The sequence below is a fragment of the Microbacterium sp. NPDC089190 genome, from assembly GCF_040701795.1.
Lineage (GTDB): Bacteria > Actinomycetota > Actinomycetes > Actinomycetales > Microbacteriaceae > Microbacterium > Microbacterium galbum.
Window position 1 is genome coordinate 246,000 of record NZ_JBFBHF010000001.1, and the last position, 20,429, is coordinate 266,428.

Annotated in this window: 15 protein-coding genes; 4 read left to right on the forward strand and 11 right to left on the reverse strand. The window is 71.1% G+C overall.

Going from position 1 to position 20,429, the window contains the following annotated elements:
• Positions 1-60: 60 nt before the first annotated feature.
• A complete protein-coding gene (locus AB0230_RS01250; protein WP_366373492.1) occupies positions 61-978 on the forward strand; it encodes a DMT family transporter in 918 nt (305 codons plus the stop codon).
• A 112-nt stretch (positions 979-1,090) separates the two neighbouring features.
• Here AB0230_RS01250 and AB0230_RS01255 read toward each other — a convergent pair whose 3' ends face one another.
• The 3 genes from AB0230_RS01255 to AB0230_RS01265 all read right to left on the reverse strand — a co-directional run bounded on the left by AB0230_RS01255 (position 1,091) and on the right by AB0230_RS01265 (position 3,578).
• Positions 1,091-1,651: a YceI family protein gene (locus AB0230_RS01255; protein ID WP_315993121.1), complete on the reverse strand. Its 561-nt coding sequence runs from the start codon at positions 1,649-1,651 to the stop codon at positions 1,091-1,093.
• 141 nt (positions 1,652-1,792) lie between these two features.
• Positions 1,793-2,158 carry an FKBP-type peptidyl-prolyl cis-trans isomerase gene (locus tag AB0230_RS01260; RefSeq protein WP_013583439.1) on the reverse strand — a complete coding sequence of 122 codons (366 nt, stop codon included), beginning with the start codon at positions 2,156-2,158 and terminating at the stop codon, positions 1,793-1,795.
• Between the two features lie 259 nt (positions 2,159-2,417).
• On the reverse strand, positions 2,418-3,578 hold the full coding sequence (locus AB0230_RS01265; RefSeq protein WP_315993122.1) for a PrsW family intramembrane metalloprotease: 1,161 nt from the start codon (positions 3,576-3,578) through the stop codon (positions 2,418-2,420).
• Between the two features lie 83 nt (positions 3,579-3,661).
• On the opposite strand from AB0230_RS01265, the gene AB0230_RS01270 reads away from it, so the two are divergent.
• The gene (locus AB0230_RS01270; protein WP_315993123.1) at positions 3,662-4,528 is read left to right on the forward strand and encodes a fumarylacetoacetate hydrolase family protein; all 867 of its coding nucleotides are present in this window, start codon (positions 3,662-3,664) and stop codon (positions 4,526-4,528) included.
• A 58-nt stretch (positions 4,529-4,586) separates the two neighbouring features.
• Here the strand turns inward: AB0230_RS01270 and AB0230_RS01275 are convergent, their stop codons facing one another.
• The 4 genes from AB0230_RS01275 to AB0230_RS01290 all read right to left on the reverse strand — a co-directional run bounded on the left by AB0230_RS01275 (position 4,587) and on the right by AB0230_RS01290 (position 8,790).
• On the reverse strand, positions 4,587-6,050 hold the full coding sequence (locus tag AB0230_RS01275) for an aspartate ammonia-lyase (RefSeq protein WP_315993124.1): 1,464 nt from the start codon (positions 6,048-6,050) through the stop codon (positions 4,587-4,589).
• Positions 6,051-6,164: 114 nt separating this feature from the next.
• Positions 6,165-7,076: a phosphodiesterase gene (locus AB0230_RS01280; RefSeq protein WP_366373496.1), complete on the reverse strand. Its 912-nt coding sequence runs from the start codon at positions 7,074-7,076 to the stop codon at positions 6,165-6,167.
• Between the two features lie 167 nt (positions 7,077-7,243).
• Positions 7,244-7,573, reverse strand: coding sequence for a peptidase (locus AB0230_RS01285; protein WP_315993126.1), 330 nt, complete (start codon positions 7,571-7,573; stop codon positions 7,244-7,246).
• Complete coding sequence (locus AB0230_RS01290) at positions 7,573-8,790, reverse strand: anion permease (RefSeq protein WP_315993127.1); 1,218 nt, start codon at positions 8,788-8,790, stop codon at positions 7,573-7,575. Before AB0230_RS01290 ends, AB0230_RS01285 begins: the two co-directional genes overlap by 1 nt.
• A gap of 209 nt (positions 8,791-8,999) precedes the next feature.
• Between AB0230_RS01290 and AB0230_RS01295 the strand changes: the two genes are divergently transcribed.
• Complete coding sequence (locus AB0230_RS01295; protein WP_366373499.1) at positions 9,000-11,114, forward strand: S9 family peptidase; 2,115 nt, start codon at positions 9,000-9,002, stop codon at positions 11,112-11,114.
• Between the two features lie 159 nt (positions 11,115-11,273).
• On the opposite strand, the gene AB0230_RS01300 is transcribed toward AB0230_RS01295, so the two are convergent.
• From AB0230_RS01300 to AB0230_RS01315, 4 genes are all read right to left on the reverse strand, one after another.
• Positions 11,274-12,188 carry a hypothetical protein gene (locus AB0230_RS01300; protein WP_366373500.1) on the reverse strand — a complete coding sequence of 305 codons (915 nt, stop codon included), beginning with the start codon at positions 12,186-12,188 and terminating at the stop codon, positions 11,274-11,276.
• Positions 12,189-12,535: 347 nt separating this feature from the next.
• The gene (locus AB0230_RS01305; RefSeq protein ID WP_298875050.1) at positions 12,536-13,564 is read right to left on the reverse strand and encodes a 6-phosphofructokinase; all 1,029 of its coding nucleotides are present in this window, start codon (positions 13,562-13,564) and stop codon (positions 12,536-12,538) included.
• A 341-nt stretch (positions 13,565-13,905) separates the two neighbouring features.
• Positions 13,906-16,065: a DEAD/DEAH box helicase gene (locus AB0230_RS01310; protein ID WP_363392660.1), complete on the reverse strand. Its 2,160-nt coding sequence runs from the start codon at positions 16,063-16,065 to the stop codon at positions 13,906-13,908.
• Between the two features lie 254 nt (positions 16,066-16,319).
• Complete coding sequence (locus AB0230_RS01315) at positions 16,320-18,785, reverse strand: heavy metal translocating P-type ATPase (protein WP_366373503.1); 2,466 nt, start codon at positions 18,783-18,785, stop codon at positions 16,320-16,322.
• Between the two features lie 180 nt (positions 18,786-18,965).
• Between AB0230_RS01315 and AB0230_RS01320 the strand changes: the two genes are divergently transcribed.
• Positions 18,966-20,333, forward strand: coding sequence for an MFS transporter (locus tag AB0230_RS01320; protein ID WP_363392666.1), 1,368 nt, complete (start codon positions 18,966-18,968; stop codon positions 20,331-20,333).
• The last annotated feature ends 96 nt before the right edge of the window (positions 20,334-20,429 follow it).

The following is a 20,429-nucleotide window of genomic DNA, read 5'->3' on the forward strand; positions in this document are numbered from 1 at the left end:
TCCGGACGTCGCATCCCGGCGACACGATCGATGTCGGAACATCGCCCTATCGTCGGGAGCGTGGCATCCGCTCCCTCCCCCTCCCCCGTCTCGATCGCCGTGCAATTCGTGCTCACCGGCATCGTGTGGGGGTCGAGCTTCCTCTTCATCGAGATCGCCCTCACCGGCATCACGCCCGCGCAGGTCGCGGGCGGCCGGTTGCTGTTCGGCGCTCTCGCCCTCGGTGCCATCGTCGCGATCCGGCGGGAGCGCCTGCCCCGCGACCGGCGCGTCTGGGCCCACCTGTGCGTGCTGGCCTTCAGCTTCTGCGTCGTGCCGTTCCTGCTGTTCGCGTGGGCCGAGCAGCACGTGTCGTCGGGACTGGCGAGCATCTTCAACGCCACCACGCCGATCATGACAGCGATCATGGCGTGGGCGGTGTTCCGCGTCGAGCGCCTCGAGCTCGGTCAACTGCTCGGCGTCGCCGTGGGTATCGCCGGTGTCGTCGTGATCATCGCCCCCGGCGCCGTGTCCGAGGTCGGCGACAGCATCGTCGCCCAGCTCGCCCTGCTCGGCGCGACGGCCTGCTACGGCTTCAGCCTCGCCTACATGCGCCGCTTCCTCGGCGACACGGGCCTGTCGGGGATCGCGTTCGCGTTCGGCTACATCGGTCCGGCTGCGGCCTTCATGGTCGTGCTCTCCCCGCTGATCCTCGCGGAGCCGATGGACCTCTCGCTCCCCGTCGTCGGCAGCATCATCGCCTTGGGCGTGCTCGGCACGGGCATCGCCTACGTCTGGAACCAGAACACCCTGCGCGCCTGGGGCCCCACCCGTGCGTCCACCGTGACGTACATCACCCCCGTCGTCGGGGTGGCCCTCGGCATCCTCGTCCTCGGCGAGAGAATCTCCTGGAATGAGCCGGTGGGGGCCGCCGTCGTCTTCCTCGGCATCCTGCTCGTGCAGCAGCGCCTGCGCCTGCCGCGCCGCACGCGGGCCTGAGTCGACGCGGCGGACCCCGCGTCGCGCCCGGACGGATGAAGACCCCGCATGCCGAGGTGTGGCATCCGGGGTCTTCGTGGGGATCACGACCGCAGCGAGCGCTGCGGAGCGATCACGCCTGGTGCGCGAACTGCAGGTCGAGCTCGATGGTGACGTCCTTGCCGACGAGGACGCCGCCGGTCTCGAGGGCGGCGTTCCAGGTGAGGCCGTAGTCCTCGCGGTTGATGACGGTCTTCGCGGTGGCGCCGACCTTGTAGTTGCCCCACGGGTCGGTGCCGAAGCCGCCGAAGTCGATCGAGAAGGTGGCGGGCTTGCTGACGCCGCGGATGGTCAGCTCGCCGTCGACGAGGTAGTCGCCGTCCTCGACACGGACGCCGGTCGAACGGAAGTCCATCGTGGGGTAGGTCTCGACGTCGAAGAACTCGGCCGAGCGGAGGTGCTGGTCGCGGCCCTCGTCCTTGGTGTCGACCGAGGTGACGTCGACGGAGGCTTCGACGGTGGCCGCGAGGGGGTTCTCGGGCGCGACGAGCGTGGCGCTCTTCATGCCGAAGGTGCCGCGCACCTTCGAGATCATCATGTGACGGACGGTGAAGGTCACCTCGCTGTGCGAGGGGTCCAGGACCCAGGTGCCCGCCTTGTAGCCGGGGATGTCGAGGGTGGTGGTGTCGGTCATGTCACTCCTAGAGGTCTGGGGAGCCGCGTCGGCGTCCTGGGGAGGTCAAACTCCCATTCACACGAATGTATTCCACGATCGTGGAAAAAAACGAACCCGAGGGTGCCGCAGCCCCCTCGGGTTCGTGAACATCGGGTGTCGTCAGCCGACCTTGAGCAGATCGATGATGAAGATGAGGGTCTTGCCGCCGAGGAAGTGACCACCGGCGGGGCCGTAGGCGAGGTGCGGCGGGATCACGAGCTCGCGGCGTCCGCCGACCTTCATGCCCGGGATGCCGTCCTGCCAGCCCTGGATGAGGCCGCGCAGGGGGAACTGGATGCTCTCGCCGCGACCCCACGACGAGTCGAACTCTTCGCCCGACTCGTACTCGACACCGGCGTAGTGCACGGTGACCGTGTCGCCGGGCTTGGCCTCGTCGCCGTCGCCGACGATGATGTCGCGGATGACGAGGTCGGAGGGGGCGGGGCCGCTGGGAGCGTCGAACTCCGGCTTGGTGCGATCAGTCATGCATCCATCCAAGCACGCCCGCGCGTGCGCGGCAGCCTCTGGACACCGCCGGAGGAAAGACTCAGCGCCCGGTGCCGCGGCGATGCCTGCGTGTCTCCCGGGCGCTGAGTTGGCCTGTATCGATGGTGCTCCCACCCCACGGCGGTGTCAAGACCCCCGTCGACGAGGACCAGTGGCGCCGGCCCGTGACGAAGGGACGGCGGCGGCGCGCAGGTGCTTGCGGCGATGCGCCCGCCCGGGCACACGCAGCCGCGGTCCGTCACCGGGACAGCAGGGCCGCCCGCGCCGCCGTCGTGCGCTCGAGCAGGTAGCGCTCGGTCGCCGGAGCCTGGGGATCGCGCCCCGACAGCGTGCGCTGGCGCGCGGCGGCGAGCGCCGTGGCATCCACGATGAACGTCCTCATCACCGGCGAGCGGTCGCCCGGCAGCGTGCGCGCCCAGGCGATGGCGGACCGCCGCCCCGGCCCCGTGGCGAGCATGTCGACCTCCTGCGGGGTGAACCATCCGGCGGCGGCGTATTCGCCCAGGCGGGCGCGGGTGAGGCGCGACTCCTCACGGCGCAGGGCCAGGATGCCGAGGATGAACAGCACGAACAGCGGAACCTGCAGCGCCGCGTAGACCTCGAAGAAGTTCGCGAACGTGGCCGACCCGTTCCAGAGGCCGTGCAGCACGATCGCCCCGACGAGGCCCGGGATGCCGTAGGCGAGGGCCGCGCCCGTGCGCAGGCCGCGACGCGCGGCGAGGCCGAACGCGAACCCGGTGAGACTGGTGAACATCACGTGGGCGAAGGGCGAGAGGACGGCCCTCAGGAAGAAGGTGCTCGCCACTTGAGCCGGGCCGCCCTCGAGGTAGCTGATCGCGAAGTACTGCACGTTCTCGGTGAGCGCGAAGCCCGCTCCGATGAGCGCTCCATACACGATGCCGTCGACGGGGCCGTCGAACGCCCGGCGGGCGAAAGCGAAGATGAGCAGGACGCCGAGACCCTTCGCGATCTCCTCGACGATGGGCGCCTGGACGACGGCGCTGAACGCCTCCGGCAGTCGGCCGACCACGAGCGTGAGCAGCAGGTCGACGCCCAGGGCGATGACGACCGCGGCGATCGCCCCCCAGGCCACCGCGAACACGAGCAGGCGGCGCGGCTCCGGCTCCCACCGGTCGATGTAGCGCACGGCGAACCACACGATCACGAAGGGGATCGCGGCGAGCACGAGCCCGAGGAACGTCGCCGCTGTGCCCAGGAACCCGGTGAAGTACCGCACGAGCAGCGCCAGGAGCGGAACGAGCAGCACGGCCACCACCCACAGCGCCACGCCCCCGCCGCGCGACCGCGGCGGGGCGGCCGATGCCGTTACCTGCGGAGCCGTCGTGATGCGAGTCGGTTCGACCGAACCGGGCCGGGACAACGGCGAGGGGGAGCTCATGGGCTCAGCCTAGAGCGGGCCGGGGACGGCGCATCCGGGGCTTGCGGCCTCCGCTGCGGGGCGCGGGCCGGTAGCGTGGAGGCATGCGTTTCGCCCACGTCCGGTCTCAGGAAGGGGCGGAAGCCCCCCGTCTCGTCAGCGTCCACGGTGAGGAGTTCTCGTTCGTCGACGAGCTCTTCGACGGCGCCCCTGCCACGCTCGAGCAGCTGATCGCCGGCGGTGACGCCCTCCTCGACCGCGTGCGCGAGGCCAGTGCGACCGCCCCGCGGCAGCCCCTCGCCGGCATCCGCTTCGCCTCGGCCGTGCTCGCTCCCCCGTCGATCCTCGCGGTAGGGCTGAACTACGCCGCGCACTCGGGCGAGTTGGGACTCAAGACCGACGCGGGCCCGACGGTGTTCGTCCTGTGGCCGAACTCGCTCACCGCGCACGAGGCGACCACGTCGTGGCCCCGGGCGCTCAGCGAAGCCGTCGACTACGAGGCCGAACTCGGGGTCATCATCGGCCGGCCCGGCCGCGACATCCCCGAGTCCGACGCCCTCGACCACGTGTGGGGCTACACGGTCGTCAACGACATCACCGCGCGCAACATCCAGTTCTCCGAGGCGCAGTGGTCGCGGTGCAAGTCGTTCGACGGCTTCACCCCGACCGGTCCGTTCGTGGTCACGGCCGACGAGATCCCCGACCCGCAGGACCTGCACATCTGGACCGTGGTCGATGGACACACCGTGCAGGATGCCAGCACCGGCCAGATGGTGCGCTCGGTGAAGACGCTGATCAACAAGCTGTCGGAGTCGGTGACGCTGCTGCCGGGCACCCTCATCTCCACCGGGAGCCCGGGCGGTGCCGGCTACTCCCGCGACCCGCAGATCTTCCTGCGCGACCGCTCCACGGTGACCGTCGGCATCGACGGCATCGGCGAGTTGACCACGCACTGCCGCATCCTCGACTGACGCGGCATCCGGAAGCTCCTCCGGATGCCGCGACCCGACGCGGGCGCCGTACCCGGCCTCAGTCCTCCACGACGCTGTCGGCGGCGCGCACGATCGGGATCGCCGCGGTCACGGCCTGCAGGCCCGACAGACGGGCCGGCGAGATCTGCTTCGTGACCTCTTCGCGGGTCATCAGGCCCGCCTCCACCACGAGGTCGGCGACGTTGCGGTGCGTCAGCAGCGCGGTCTTGGCCAGAGCCGCGGCCGCCGCATACCCGATGAAGGGCGTCAGGGCGGTCACGACGCCGACCGACGAGCCGACCATCGCGCCCAGGCGTTCGCGGTTGGCCGTGATGCCGTCGACGCAGTTCACGCGCAGGGTCCACATCGCCTGGCGCATCCACGTGATCGACTGGTAGATCGAGTGGGCGATGACCGGTTCGAAGGCGTTGAGCTGCAGCTGGCCGCCCTCCACCGCCATGGTGACCGTCATGTCGGCCCCCACGACCGAGAAGGCGACCTGGTTCACGACCTCCGGGATGACCGGGTTGACCTTGCCGGGCATGATGCTCGAGCCCGCCTGGCGCGGCGGGAGGTTGATCTCCCCGAGGCCCGCCTGCGGACCCGACGAGAGCAGGCGCAGGTCGTTGCAGATCTTCGACAGCTTCACGGCGTTGCGCTTGAGCGATGACGAGAACGACATGAAGGCGCCCGTGTCGCTCGTGGACTCCACGAGGTCGGTGGCGGTCTCGAGGTCGAGGCCGGTGATCTCCCGCAGGTGCCGCAGCACCGCCCCCGCGTAGCCGGAGTGGGCGGTGATGCCCGTGCCGATCGCGGTGGCGCCCATGTTGATCTCGAAGAGCAGGTAGGCGTTCTCGGTGAGGCGGTTGTAGTCCTCGCCGAGCGTGGTGGCGAACCCGTGGAACTCCTGCCCGAGCGTCATGGGCACGGCATCCTGCAGCTGGGTGCGGCCGACCTTGAGCACGTCGTGGAACTCCTCCGACTTCGCCAGGAACGACTGGCGCAGCAGCGCGAGCTCCTCGAGCAGGCTCTGGAGCGTGAGCGACAGGCCGATCTTGATCGCGGTCGGGTAGACGTCGTTCGTCGACTGACTGCGGTTGGTGTCGTCGATGGGCGAGAGGAACGCGTAGTCGCCCTTCTCGCGACCGGCCATCTCGAGCGCGATGTTGGTGATGACCTCGTTCGCGTTCATGTTCGTCGACGTGCCCGCGCCGCCCTGGATGACGCCGACGGTGAACTCGTCGTGGAACTCGCCGTCGATGACGCGCTGCGCCGCGCGGTCGATGAGGTCGGCCTTCGCGTGATCGAGCACGCCGATCTCACGGTTGGCCCGGGCCGAGGCCTGCTTGACCATCGCGAGGGCCCTCACGAGGTCGGGGTAGACCGAGATCGGGCGCTTCGCGATGGGGAAGTTCTCGAGGGCCCGAGCCGTGTGGATCCCCCAATACGCGTCGGCGGGGATCTCCATCGATCCCAGGGAGTCGGTCTCGATACGGGTGCGCGTCATTGCGTCCAAAGCCATGTGGGGGTCCTCGTGGGTGTCACGGCGAGCAGGGATGCCACGAGCCTAACCACGGCGGGCGGAGCGGTCGCTGGACACGGCGGCCGGTCGTCGGATCAGTACCGTCCGCCGCGTCTATTGCCCGGTCGCACGCTTGCGCGAGAACGCCTCGAGTCGCTCCTCCGGACTGAGCGCCGCCATCTCGGCCGTCCACTCGGGCGTGAAGTACCCCGTCGCCTCCGCGTCGACCACCGGGACGACGGCGTGGGTGATCGTGTCGTCCCACACGTGGACGAGATGGAACGAACGCCCGGCATCCATCCCGTTGACGGCGTCGGCCGGTCGGGCGAGGTCCATCGTGTAGCAGGATGCCGCGGCGACGCTCACGGGCACCCCCGCGAACGTGCCCGACGTGGAGTAGTGCAGATGGCCCGCGAGGATCGCGCGCACATCGCTGCCCGCAATCGCCTCGGCCAAGCCCGCCTGATCGCGCAGCTCGAGGATGTCGAAGAAGGGGATGTGGGTGGGAAGCGGCGGATGGTGCAGCGCGAGGATCGTCCCCCGCGGGGCGGGCGTTGCCAGTTCGGCCCGCAGCCATGTGAGCTGCGCCGGGTCGAGGTCGCCGTGGTGCCAGCCGGGCACGGTGGAATCCAGCGCGATCAGCCGCAAGCCGTCGAGGTCGTGCACGTTGGTGATCGGATCCTCGGTGGCCTCGGCGTCGAGGAGCTCGGCGCGCATCGCGGGCCGCTCGTCGTGATTGCCCGCCACCCACACCACCGGCGCCCCCAAGCGCTCCGCCCAGGGCTCCACCGCCTCCCGCAGGGCACGGTACGCCTCGGGCTCGCCGAGGTCGGTGAGGTCGCCGGTGAAGACCACGGCATCCGGTCGGACCCCCGTCGCCTCGGCCGCCGCGAGCGTGCGACGGAGGTGCACGGCCGTGTCGTAACGGCCGCCGAGGAGGCGCTCCCCACCGAGCAGGTGCGTATCGCTGAGGTGGAGGATGACGCGCGCGGCGGGCGCATGCTGACCGAACTGCACGGATGCCATGCCCACAGCCTAGGAGGGGGTTCCGACATCGGCAGGCCGGGCGGGGTGTCCCGTACGCCACCGCGCGGGACGACCGGCGACCCCGGCGTACGGGATCGCGTCCGGCCGCGCCGAGGGCCCGGCATCCGGAACCGACCCCCCCGCGGAGTCGGACCGGGTTGCGGGCGTCAGTGGTTGAAGAGGATCAGCAGCAGCGCACCCAGCACGGCCGCCGCGCACACGGCGAAGCACACGTAGGCGCCGACGAGCGACAGGCGCTTCTGCCCGTCGCTGAGCGGGTTCTTCTTCGCGGCCTTGGCGACGGCCTTCTCGGCGCGGCGACGCTGCTTGTCGGTGAGCACCGTGATGGCGTCGGTGAACTCCGCGGGCGCGACCAGCGGCGGTCGACCGCCGCGCACGAGCAGGCGCAGCCCGAGGGCGTAGAAGGTGACGACGACCGACGCCCCGATGAGGGCGGCGGCGAAGACCTGCAGGAAGGCTCCCCAGTTGATGAGCATCAGGCGTCCTTCCCGGCCTTCTCGCGCTCGAGGCGGCGCTGGCGGCGCGTGGGTCCGGGCTTGCGCGGCACCTTCACGGCGGCGCCGGAATCGGCGACCTCGCTCATCGCGTTCGCGGAGGTGACGGAGTCACGGCGCGAGCGCAGGAACAGGCCCAGCACGATCACGACGGCGATGACGGCGTCGACGGCGACGCCCCACCCACCGAGCCACACGACGATGAGGGCGGCGGCGGCGCCCACTGCGCCGGCCGCGGGCAGCGTCAGCACCCAGCCGATCATGATGCGGCCGACGGTGTTCCAGCGCACGGTCGAGCCGCGGCGTCCCAGGCCCGACCCGATGACCGACCCGGATGCCACCTGCGTCGTCGACAGGGCGAAACCGAGGGCGCTCGAGGCGAGGATCGTCGCCGCCGTCGAGGTCTCGGCCGAGAAGCCCTGGGCGGGCTTGACGTCGGTGAGGCCCTTGCCGAGCGTGCGGATGATGCGCCACCCGCCCATGTAGGTGCCCAGGGCGATCGTGATCGCGCAGGCGAAGACGACCCACAGCTGCGGGTCGGGGTTGGCGGTGGACTGCCACCCGACGGTGATGAGGGCGAGGGTGATGACGCCCATCGTCTTCTGCGCGTCGTTCGTGCCGTGGGCGAGGGCCACGAGCGACGACGTGAAGATCTGGCCCCAGCGGAAGCCGTCGCGGCCGTCGGCCTTCGCGTCGTAGCGACGCGTGACGCCGTAGGCGATCTTCGTCACGACGAAGGCGATCAAGCCGGCCGTGAGCGGGGCGATGAGGGCCGGGAGGATCACCTTGCTCAGCACGACCCCGGTGTCGATGGCCGAGGCGCCGACGCCGACGAGCGTCGCGCCGATCAGGCCGCCGAAGAGCGCGTGCGAGGAGCTGGAGGGAAGGCCCAGCAGCCACGTGAGCATGTTCCACGTGATCGCGCCGATGAGACCCGCGAAGATGATGGGCGGGAAGATGTCGGGACTCAGCTGATCCTCGCGGATCATGCCGCCCGAGATCGTCTTTGCGACCTCGGTCGACAGGAACGCGCCCACCAGATTGAGGCTGGCGGCGAGAAGGACGGCCACCTTCGGCTTCAGCGCACCGGTGGCGATGGGCGTGGCCATCGCGTTCGCGGTGTCGTGGAACCCGTTGGTGAAATCGAAGAACAGTGCCAGCGCGATGACCAGCACGATGATGAGGGCTGCGCTCTCCACCGTTCGCTTTCCGTGAGAAGGAGGAAGGGATGCCGACGGGATCGGCGTGACGAACGAAGAGTTCACCTGGCGTTGATCTTTCGTTCACCGAAAGACGCGACGACATCCTTTCATTCGGACCTGTGAGGGTCAAACGCGCGGCGGCGCGGGAGGTCGGCATCCGTCGGCGTCTTCGGCCGGATGCCGCGGCGGCGCACTAGCGTGGAACGGTGACCGACCTCGACCCGCAGCCCACCCCTCCCGTCGCCGACCGCCGTCCGATCGCCCGCACCCACCACGGCGACACCTTCGACGATCCCTACGAATGGCTGCGCGCGAAGGACGACGCCGAGGTCGTCGCCCACCTCGAGGCCGAGAACGCCTACACCTCCGCGCGCACCGCTCACCTCTCGCGTCTGCGCGACACGATCTTCGGCGAGATCAAGGGCCGCACGCTCGAGACCGACCTCTCGGTCCCCGCCCGCCGCGGTGACTGGTGGTACTACGGACGCACCGTCGCGGGCGCGCAGTACGGCATCCAGTGCCGCGCCCCGCTGGACTCTCCCGATGACTGGACGCCGCCCACCCTCTCCCCCGACCGCCCGGTCCCGGGCGAGCAGGTGCTGTTCGACGGCAACATCGAGGCCGAGGGCACCGACTTCTTCTCGCTCGGGAGCTTCGAGATCTCGAACGACGGCACGCGCATGCTGTACGGCATCGACGTCGCCGGAGACGAGCGCTACACGGTTCGCGTGCGCGACCTGACGACCGGCGAGACGCTCGCCGACGAGATCCCCGGCACCTTCTCGGGCGCGACCTTCTCGCCCGACGGCCGTTTCATCGTCTACACCACCGTCGACGACGCGTGGCGCCCCGACACCGTGTGGCTGCACGAGATCGGGACGGGTGTGGATGCCGATGTGAAGCTGTTCCACGAGCCGGACGACCGCTACTGGGTCGGCGCCGACTTCACCCGCAGCGACAAATACCTCGTCATCGAGATGGGCTCCTCCATCACGAGCGAGGAGTGGCTGGTGGACGCCGACGACCTCCGTGGCGAGCCGCGCGTGGTGTGGCCGCGCACGGAAGGCGTGGAGTACTCCAGCTCGCACGCCGTGGTCGACGGCGAGGACGTGCTCTACATCCTCCACAACGACGGCGCCCTCGACTTCGAACTGGTGCGGGTGCCGGCATCCGCACCGCAGGGGCCGCGCGAGACGGTCATCGCGCACCGCACGGGGCAGCGTCTGCTGGGCGTCGACACGTTCCGCGACTGGGGTGTCGTGGCGTACCGCCGCGACGGGCTCGCGCGCCTGGGCATGCTGTCGTACGCCGACGGGGCCGTCACCGAGATCGCGTTCGACGAGCCGCTCTACAGCGTCGGCACGGGGGGCAACCCGGAGTGGGCGCCGCCGATGCTGCGCCTCGGGTACGGCTCGTTCGTGACGCCCGGCACCGTCTTCGACTACGTGATCGATACCGGCGAACTGCTTCTGCGCAAGCGCCAGCCCGTGCTCGGCGGCTTCGACCCCTCCGACTACGGACAGGCGCGCGTCTGGGCACCCGCCGAGGACGGGACGCAGGTGCCCGTGTCGCTCGTCTGGAAGCGCTCGTTCGGCGAGCCCGGTACGGCGGCGCGCCCTGTGCACCTGTACGGCTACGGCTCCTACGAGCACTCGATCGAACCCGGCTTCTCGGTTCCGCGACTGTCGCTGCTCGACCGTGGAGTCGTCTTCGCCGTGGCGCACGTGCGCGGCGGTGGCGAGATGGGTCGCCAGTGGTACGAGGACGGCAAGCTGCAGGCCAAGCGCAACACGTTCACCGACTTCGTCGCCGCCGCCCGCCACCTCGTGGCGGAGGGCTACACGACACCCGACCGCATCGTCGCCGAGGGCGGGAGCGCCGGCGGCCTGCTCATGGGCGCGGTGGCCAACCTCGCACCCGAGATGTTCGCCGGCATCCTGGCCGACGTGCCCTTCGTCGATGCGCTGACCACGATCCTCGACCCGTCGCTGCCGCTCACGGTGATCGAGTGGGACGAGTGGGGCGACCCGCTGCACGACGCCGACGTGTACGCCTACATGAAGTCGTACTCGCCGTACGAGAACGTGCGCGACGGTGTCGCCTACCCCCGCATCCTCGCGGTCACGTCCTTGAACGACACGCGCGTGCTCTACGTCGAGCCGGCCAAGTGGGTGCAACGCCTGCGCGAGGTCGGAGCCGACGCGATGCTGAAGTGCGAGATGGTCGCCGGCCACGGCGGCGTCAGCGGCCGCTACAACGCCTGGCGCGAGCGCGCGTTCGAGCTCGCGTGGCTGCTGGATGTGCTGGGACTGGCGGAGTAAGAGCGGCGGCGCGGCCACGGTAGGCGAGCGGTCGTGGCGGCTGTGCGGTCGCGGCGGCTGCGCGGTCGCGGCGGCTGCGGCATGTCCCACTCGTGACGGTGCTCGTCCCACTTGTGGCCGGTTGCGAGCCCCTCAACCAGCGGTGAGTGGGACAAGGGGTCACTGACCGGGCCGCCAGCCCGCTCTGAGCAGCGCGGCGCGCACGAGGGATGCCGCGGCTGCGCCGTCTCCGCGGAGGTGGTGGCTCAGGATGCGGACGTGATCCCACCCCGCGTCGCGAATTGCGGCCCAGCGATCCGCGTCGTGAGCAAACTGCCGCGGATCCTCCGCGTGCACGCGGCCGTCATACTCGACGGCGACGCGCCACGCCTCGAAGGTGAGGTCGATCTCCGCGACGAATTCTCCCCGAGTCGAGAAGATGTCCTCGTTGACGCCGGGCTCCGGAAGTCCGTGGCGCGCGAGGAGGAGCCGCAGGTGGGTCTCGCGTGGTGACCTCACGCCCGGGCGGGCGAGAGCGAGCGCCCTCCGGAGGATGCCGCCCCGGACATCCCCCATGCGGGCGATCTCGACATCCAGGTCGGCGGCGGTGGCGAGCGGCCTTCGCCCGGCGAGGAGCGCGTCGGCGCCCGCGACCAGGTCGTCGAGACGCCACAGCCGGCCGCGCTGCCGCCATGCGCGAACGGCGTTCTCGATCGGCATCCCCTCGGGTCCGGTTTCGATGGCCGGCTCTCGGGTCTGCAATCGATGACCGACGACACCACGGGTGCGGGGCTCGCGCGCGGGGCGGTGCGCCGACACGTGCAGGCGCGGCGTGTAGGGCCACTCCGGTGTGCTGAGACCGCGCAGGGCGAACACCGTCTCGTGACTGAAGAACTGCCCGTCGGCGAGGCGGGGCGCATAGGCCCGGCACCTCTCGAGGATGCTCTGGTCGCCGGTCGGGCGAGACCGCACGCCATGAAAGGGCGTGACGAGGTCGGATGCGCGGAGGCGGGTCCTGCTCGCACCCCGTTCCAGGGCCTCCGCTACGTGGAATCGGTCGGGCAGGTCGTCCGGCAGGGGCTGGCGGCGGGTCATGCTCCAGGATCCCGACCGCTGACCCGTGCGTCAGCCTTCTCCACAGCCCTTCCGCCTGCTCTGCACCTGTGGAGGACGCCTCTCAGCCGCCACCGCCCCGACCATGTCCCACTTATGGCCGGTTCAGCGCACCTGGACCGGCCATAAGTGGGACACGCACCGCCATATGTGGGACGAGGCCGCGGGGACACGGCGCACGCTCGCCACGCCTGCTCGCGCATCCCACGCTGCGCGTGCGTCCCTCACACTGCCCGCCTCATACGCTGCACACGCTCACCGCGCCCACTCGCCGCGCACGCGAACGCCCCGCCCCGCGCGAGGCGGGACGGGGCGTCGGAGCGACGAGCTCAGCCGAACAGCGCCGCAGCCTCTTCGTAGCGGTACAGCGGGACGCTGTTCAACTCGCCGAGGGCGTCGGCGAAGGGCACGCGCACGATGTCGGTGCCGCGCATGGCGACCATCTGACCCCAGGCGCCCTCGTTCAGGGCGTCGGCGGCGTGCAGACCGAGGCGCGTCGCGAGCACGCGGTCGAACGCCGACGGCGAACCACCGCGCTGGATGTGACCGAGCACGGTGGCGCGGGTCTCGATGCCGGTGAGGCGCTCGATCTCGGGGGCGAGCAGCTCGCCGATGCCGCCGAGGCGGGGACGGTTGAAGGCGTCGAGACCCTTGTCGCTGAACGCCTCGTCCATGCCCTTGAGCTTGAAACCCTCGGAAACGACGACGAGCGGGGCACGACCGCGGTCGTGGGCGCGAGTGACCTGCTCGACGATCTCGTCGATCGACATCGGCACCTCGGGGATGCAGATGACGTGAGCGCCCGCCGCGATACCCGCGTGCAGCGCGATCCAGCCCACGTGGCGGCCCATGACCTCGGCCACCATGCAGCGCTGGTGCGAGTCGCCGGTGGTGCGGAGGCGGTCCATGGCATCCGTCGCGATGTTGACGGCGGTGTCGAAGCCGAACGAGTAATCGGTCGCGCGCAGGTCGTTGTCGATCGTCTTCGGCACGCCGAGGACGTTGATGCCGTCTTTCGACAGACGGTCGGCCGCGGCCAGGGTTCCTTCGCCGCCGATGGCCAGGATGCCGTCGAGCCGGTGCCCGTACATGGTCTTGGAGATGTTCTCGGCGCCGCCGCGCACGCCCTCGTACGGGTTGGTGCGGCTCGTGCCGAGGATGGTGCCGCCGACCTTGGACAGTCCCTTCACCTCGTGACGCGTCAGGGGGAAGAAGTCGCCGTCGACGACTCCGCGCCACCCGTCGCGGATGCCGACGAACTCGATGTCGTAGTTGGTCGTGCCCTTCAGCACGACGCCACGGATGACCGCGTTGAGACCGGGGCAGTCGCCGCCGCTGGTCAGGATGCCGATCTTCATGGGCAGAGTCCTCTGGTGCTGTGATTCGGGTGGAGGGTCGGCGCCGTTGCCGTCTTCGACCCTATCGCCGCGGGCGGGAACGCTGCCACACGGTGACGGAGGGGCGAAGGATGCCGGAACCCCGACGCCGTGGTCCGCCTGACGGTCCGCCATGCCCGGCGAGACGAGCACACCGGACGCCGCGGGCCCGACCCGTTCCGCGGAGCCGGCGTCACGGAAGCAGGGCGTGCGACGGGAACAGGCTGCTACAGCCGGTGACGGCCTGTTCTCGTCGAACTGCCTGTTCTCGTGACGACACGCGAACGCCCCGGCACAGGGCCGGGGCGTTCGAGGGCGACGGATCAGGCCGTGCCGAGCGCCTGACGCAGCAGGTGCATGAGCGCCGAGAGCTGCACGGAGTCGCTCGAACCCGGCTCGACCGACTGTCCGTCGAGGGCGCGCTGGGCGAGGCCCTCCTTGGAGTCGATGAGCTCCGCGATCTTCGTGTCGATCGTGTGCGCGGCGATGATGCGCCACGCGGTCACGGGCTCCTCCTGGCCGATGCGGTGCACGCGGTCGATCGCCTGCGTCTGCTCGGCCGCGGTCCACGACAGCTCGGCGAGCACGACGTTGGAGGCGGCCTGCATGTTGAGGCCGACACCGGCGGCGGTGAGCGAACACACCGCGATGCCGACGTCGGGGTCGCTGTTGAAGGCGTCGATCGCGGCCTGACGGGCGGTCGAGGTCTGCTCGCCGCGCACCGAGACGGCCTTGAGACCGGAGGCCTTGAAGTGGGCCTCGGCGGCATCCATCACGTCGATGTGCTTGGCGAAGAACACGACCTTGCCCACCGAGCGCTGCAGCTGAACGGCGTAGTCGGCGGCGAGGTGGGCCTTGGCCTGACCGATGCGGCGCACCATCGTGAAGACGTTCTCGCTGCCCGATCCCGCGGCCTTCGACTCCTCGAGCTCGCCGTGCGCGACCAGACGTACGATGTCGTCGTCGATCTCGCCGGCGGCGAGGCCGCGGTCGCCGCGCGCCTCGATGATGCGGCGGTACTTCGCGGCCAGTCGGGCGCCGAGCTCGCGCTCGGCCTGACGGATCGACCGGCCGTACTCGTCGTCCAGCTCGACGGGCAGGTCGGCGACCAGCTTGTCGGGCAGATCGGCGGCGACGTCCTTCTTCTTGCGTCGCACGATGCCCATCGAGATGACGGCCTCGCGCGCCTCGGGGTAGAACGCCTTGTCGGCGGGCGTCAGGCCCGTGGCATCCAGCTTCTCCATCAGCTCGGGGCCGGGCTTCTCGCCGTTGGTCCAGCCGAGGAACCGCCAGATCGCGTCGAAGTCCTCGACGTCGTTGATCAGCGGGGTCCCGGTCAGGGCGAGCATGAGCGGGTCGCGCGTCTGCTCGCGCACCCGGGATGCCAGGGCCAGCACGTTCTGCGAACGCTGCGACGTGAGGTTCTTGATGAAGTGCGCCTCGTCGACGACGACGCCCTTGAGACCGATCGACGACAGCCACGAGAGGTGACGGTCGAGGATCTCGTAGTTGACGATGAACACGTCGGCGAAAGCGTCGATGTCGGCGCCGCCGCCGGAGATGACGGTCGCGCGGCGCTGCGGCGTCCACCGCTGCACCTCGCGCGCCCAGTTCATCTTCACGACGTTGGGGACGACGACCAGCAGGGGGTAGGCGTCGGCGACGGATGCCGCCAGCACCGACTCCGCGGTCTTGCCCAGGCCGGGCTCGTCGGCGAGGAGGAACTCGCGGTGGCCGAGGCGCACGGCCTCGAGGAAGCGCGACTGATGCGGCATGACCTCGAGCCCGCGCGGCGAGAGCCGGTCGAACTCGGGCACGGGCGGCAGCTCCATGCTCGCGGCCGACCCGCCGGCGCCGGTCTCGAACGCCTTGTAGAGCGGGCCCATGAGCTCCCACCCGTCGAGGCGGCGGCGCGGGGCGTCTCCGCTGGGGCGCGGCGTGAGGTCGGGGGCGCGGAACGGGTTCGCCATCTGGCGCGCTTCGATGGATGCCGGCACGACCTGCTTGTCGGCGAGAGCCGCGGAGACGACCGGGGTGATCTTCGGCGTGTTGTCGGTGATGATCAGCTCGTCCGGCGGCAGCTCGGCGCCGGACTCGAGCAGCCAGTCGCGACGCATGCGGCGGGCGACCGGCGAGGTGGCCGCGTCGACCTCGAGCAGCTGGATCAGCGAGGTGTCGCGCGCGGCGGTCTTCGCGAGGATCGTCGCCACGCCGTCGAGGCGCTTGAGCAACTCGGCGCGCGCGGCGTCGGTGATCTCGGTGTCGGCCTTCACCCGCGCACGCTCCTCGCGCACGAGGAACGCGATCACCTGGAACTTGACGCGGTTGGTGGGCCCGAGCTTGCCGCGCTGCGCCTTCGCCTCGACCTCGCGCACCTTGCGCGCGAGGATCGGGATGACGGGTGCTTCGTCGTCGCGTCGGGATGACGTGGTCTTCCTGCGCCGCTGGCTCGAGCTACGGGCGGCGGTTGCCGTGGTCGGCATGCTCCTCCTGAGCGTGTCGTCCGGAAGTAGTCCGGAACGTTCCGGCGCGAGGCCGGTGGATCAGTGACCCCGGGGAACATCACCCGGCACGCCGCCGAAGCGGCGGTGCCTGTGGCCCGAGAGCGCGTCGACCGGAACGGTTCACGACTGGGGCGGATGGCGGGATCGAGATCATTCTAGCGGCTTTCGCCCCCGGACCGACGGCGAAGACGCGCGGTCGTGGACGATCCGCGCACTTCCCCGGTCGGCGCCGCTCAGGCCGCGTGCCGCAACCGCAGACTGTTGAGGACGACGAAGACGCTCGAGAACGCCATCGCGGCTCCGGCGAGCATCGGGTTCAGCAGCCCCAGGGCCGCCAGCGGCAGAGCCGCCACGTTGTACGCGAAGGCCCAGAAGAGGTTGCCGCGGATCACGCGCATCGTGCGCCTGCTCAGGGCCACCGCGGTGACGATGCCGCGCGGGTCGTCGCGCATGAGGGCGACGTCGCTCGCGTGGAGCGCGGCATCCGTCCCCCCTCCCATGGCGATGCCCAGATCGGCGGATGCCAGGGCGGCGGCGTCGTTGACCCCGTCGCCGACCATTGCGACGGTGCGCCCCGCGGCCCGGAGCGCGGCGATCTCGTCGACTTTGCCCTCGGGCAGGACGCCCGCGCGCACCGTCTCGATGCCGAGCTCGTCGGCGACGGCGCGCGCGATGTGCGCATTGTCGCCGGTGAGCAGGACCGGCTCGAGACCCATCTCGCGCAGGCGGGCGACGGTGGAGGCGCTCTCGGGGCGCACCGTGTCGGCCACCTCGACCACGACGCGTGCACGCATCGCGCCGTCGGCGTCGGCCCATCCCGCCACCACGACGGTTCCGCGCTGCTCCCCCTCCTCGACGGCCGCGGCGAGCGCCACCGGCAGCGGCGCCCCCAGGTCGGCGGCGAGGGCGGGACGCCCCGCGAACACGCGGATGCCGTCGACGAGACCGACGATCCCGCGGCCGGGCAGCGCCTCCACGTCACGGGCCACCGGTCCATCGGCCGCCGCCGCCACGATCGCGTGCGCCACGGGATGCTCCGACGCGCGCTCGAGCGCGGCCAGCCGACGCAGGGCCTCCTCGGCGTCCTGATCGTCGGCGGCGGTGATGTTCACGACGCTCATGCGTCCGGCGGTCAGAGTGCCGGTCTTGTCGAGGACGATCGTGTCGATGCGCTCCGCGGATTCCAGGGCCGAAGGTCCCGTCACCAGGATGCCGAGCTGGGCCGCGCGGCCGGTACCGACGAGGATCGCGATCGGGGTGGCCAGGCCCAGCGCGCACGGGCAGGCGATGATGAGCACCGCGACAGCGGCAGTGAAGCCGGCCGACAGCGGCTGCCCGGCGAGGAGCCAGCCGAGGAGGGTCAGCACGGCCAGCACGATCACGACCGGGACGAAGACGCCCGAGATGCGGTCGGCGAGGCGCTGCACGCGGCTCTTGCCGAGCTGCGCGTCCTCGACGAGACGGGCGATGCGCGCGAGACGCGTCTGCTCGCCCACCCCCGTCGCACGCACGACGAGCCGTCCGCCCGAAGCGATGGTGCCGCCGGTCACCGTCGATCCGGGACCCACGTCGACCGGGACTGACTCCCCGGTCAGCATGCTCTCGTCCACCGAGGCGCTCCCCTCGAGCACCTCTCCGTCCGTGGCGACGGTGGACCCGGGGCGCACGACGAACTCGTCACCGACGGCGAGCTGCGCGATGTCGATGCGACGCCCGTCGACGAGCTCCGCCTCCCGCGCGCCGAGGTCGAGCAGTGACCGCAGCGCCCCCCCGGCTCGGCGGGTGGAGCGCTGCTCGATGACGCGTCCGAGCAGCAGGAAGACGGTGACCGCGGCGGCGACCTCGAAGTAGACCACGGAGGTCGCGTCGTGCACCGGCCCGAAGAGCATCACCTCGTGACGGATGCCGATCCGCCCGGCCGATCCGAAGACGAGCGCCCAGACGCTCCAGAGGTAGGCGGCGAAGGTGCCCAGCGTGATGAGCGTGTCCATCGTGGCGGCGCCGTGCCGCGCGTTGCGCAGCGTGGCGCGGTGGAAGGGCCACCCGCCCCACAGGACGATCGGAGTCGCGAGCACCAGCGACACCCACTGCCACGCGGGGAACTGCCAGGCCGGGACCATGCCGAGCGCCACCACGGGAACCGCCAGGCCGAGCGACACCCAGAGGCGCACGCGCAGGGGGGTCGAGCCGGGCGCATCGGTCGTGTCGTGCACGTGCCCGGAGGGCGCGTTCGCGGAGTCGGCGTGCGCGTCGGGGGCTGGCGCGTCGGGGGCGTGCGCATCGGCAGCCTGGGCGGCGGAGGCGTGCGCGGGAGTACCCGCCGGCGCGGGCGCGGAGGCGCCCGGCGCGTTCGAGGCGGCACCGTCGGGCTGCGCGGCGGTCGCGGCGAGATCGCGCCCGGTCACGGCATCCACCGCTCCCCCGGGGGCGGGCACGGGCACCGGGGGCGGCGGGGTGGAGGTGCGGGTGCGGACGCGGGCGTCGTAGCCGGCGGCGCGCACGGCATCCACCAGGGCCGTCGTGTCGAGGTCGGCGGGGTAGCGCACCCGCGCGGTCTCCGTCGCGAGGTTGACCGCCGCTTCCACGCCCTCGACCCGCCCCAGGCGCTTTTCAACGCGCGCGACGCAGCTCGCGCACGTCATCCCGTCGATGTCGAGCACCGCCTCGGCGGTCGGTGCGGCATCCGTCTGGTCGCTCATGGCTCCTCCTCCGGTCACCCCGTCCTCAACAGGATACCCCCAGGGGGTATTCCTGCACCACGTCCGGGGCCGTGATCGCCTCCCCGGGTCGATGTCCCGCGGACGCGCCCGTAGGGTCGCGGCGCAAGCGGCTCCTCGCAAGCCGCCCCGCCCCCGAGCGACCGACCCTACGCTGGGGGAATGGCCGAGACGATGACGCGCGAGCAGCGCACGGTGCTCGCGGTCGCGGTCCTCGCCTCGTTCGTGTCGTTCCTCGACGGCACGGTGGTGAACGTCGCCCTCCCGGCCATCGCCGCCGACCTGGGCGGCGGGCTGAGCACGCAGCAGTGGGTCGTCGACGCCTACCTCGTCACGCTGGGGGCGTTCATCCTGGTCGCCGGTTCGCTCAGCGACGTCCTGGGGCGGGTCGTCGTCCTGCGCATCGGCCTCATCGGCTTCGGCGTCACCTCCCTCGCGATCGCCGCCGCCCCCACCGCGGAGTTCCTCATCGTGGCCCGCGCGCTCCAGGGCGTGGCCGGCGCCCTCCTCGTGCCCAGCTCGCTCGCCCTCATCACCTCGACCTTCCGCGGTGCCGCGCAGGCGCGCGCAATCGGCATCTGGACCGGCGCGACCACCGTCGCCATGCTCGCGGGCCCCCTGATCGGCGGGGTCTTCGTCGACACCCTGTCGTGGCGGCTCGTCTTCCTCGTCAACGTCCTCCCCATCGGAGTCACGATGTGGCTGCTGACCCGGCTCGGCCATCGCGACCACCGCCGCCCCGGCGCTCGCGTCGACATCCTCGGCGCCGTCCTGTGCGCGGCAGGCCTCGGCGGCATCGTGTTCGCCCTCATCGAGCAGCCCAACCTCGGGTGGGCCTCCCCCGTCATCTGGCTCCCGGGGATCATCGGCATCCTGGCCTTCTCGGGTTTCCTCGTGCGTCAGAAGACGGCGCGCGAACCGATGATGCCGTTGGACCTCTTCCGGGCGCGCAACTTCTGGGCGGGCAACCTCGCCACCGTGTTCGTCTATGCGGCGCTGTCGCTCAACGGCTTCGTGCTCAGCGTGTACCTGCAGCAGGGGGCCGGGCTGCCGGCGACCCTCGCGGGGCTCGCATCGCTGCCGAGCACCGTCCTCATGATCGTCCTGAGCTCTCGCATGGGGGCGTTGTCGGGGCGTCTCGGGCCGCGACTCTTCATGACGGTCGGCCCCCTCGTGATGGCCGCCGGCGCGCTGCTCCTGTTGCTCGTCGGCGACGACTTCGACTACTGGACGCAGGTGCTCCCCGGCGTCATCGTGTTCGGCCTGGGCCTGACCGCCACGGTCTCCCCTCTGACCGCCGCGGTGCTCGGCGCGATCGACTCCGAGCGCTCCGGCATCGCCTCCGCGGTCAACAACGCCGTCTCGCGCGTCGCCGGTCTTCTCGCGATCGCCGCCGTCTCCGCCGTGGTCGGCGGATCGCTGGATCTCGACGGATTCCACCGGGCCGCGATCTTCACCGCCGCGTTGATGGCGCTCGGGGCGGCGGCGTCGTTCCTCGGCATCCGCAACCGCCTGTCGCGGCAGGACTGACCTCCGCGGCGGTCGGGGCGCCGCGGCGCGGACGCGGGTCGCCTCGGGGTCGCGATCACCGCCCCGCGATGGCCCGCGACGCGTGGCGACGTCAGT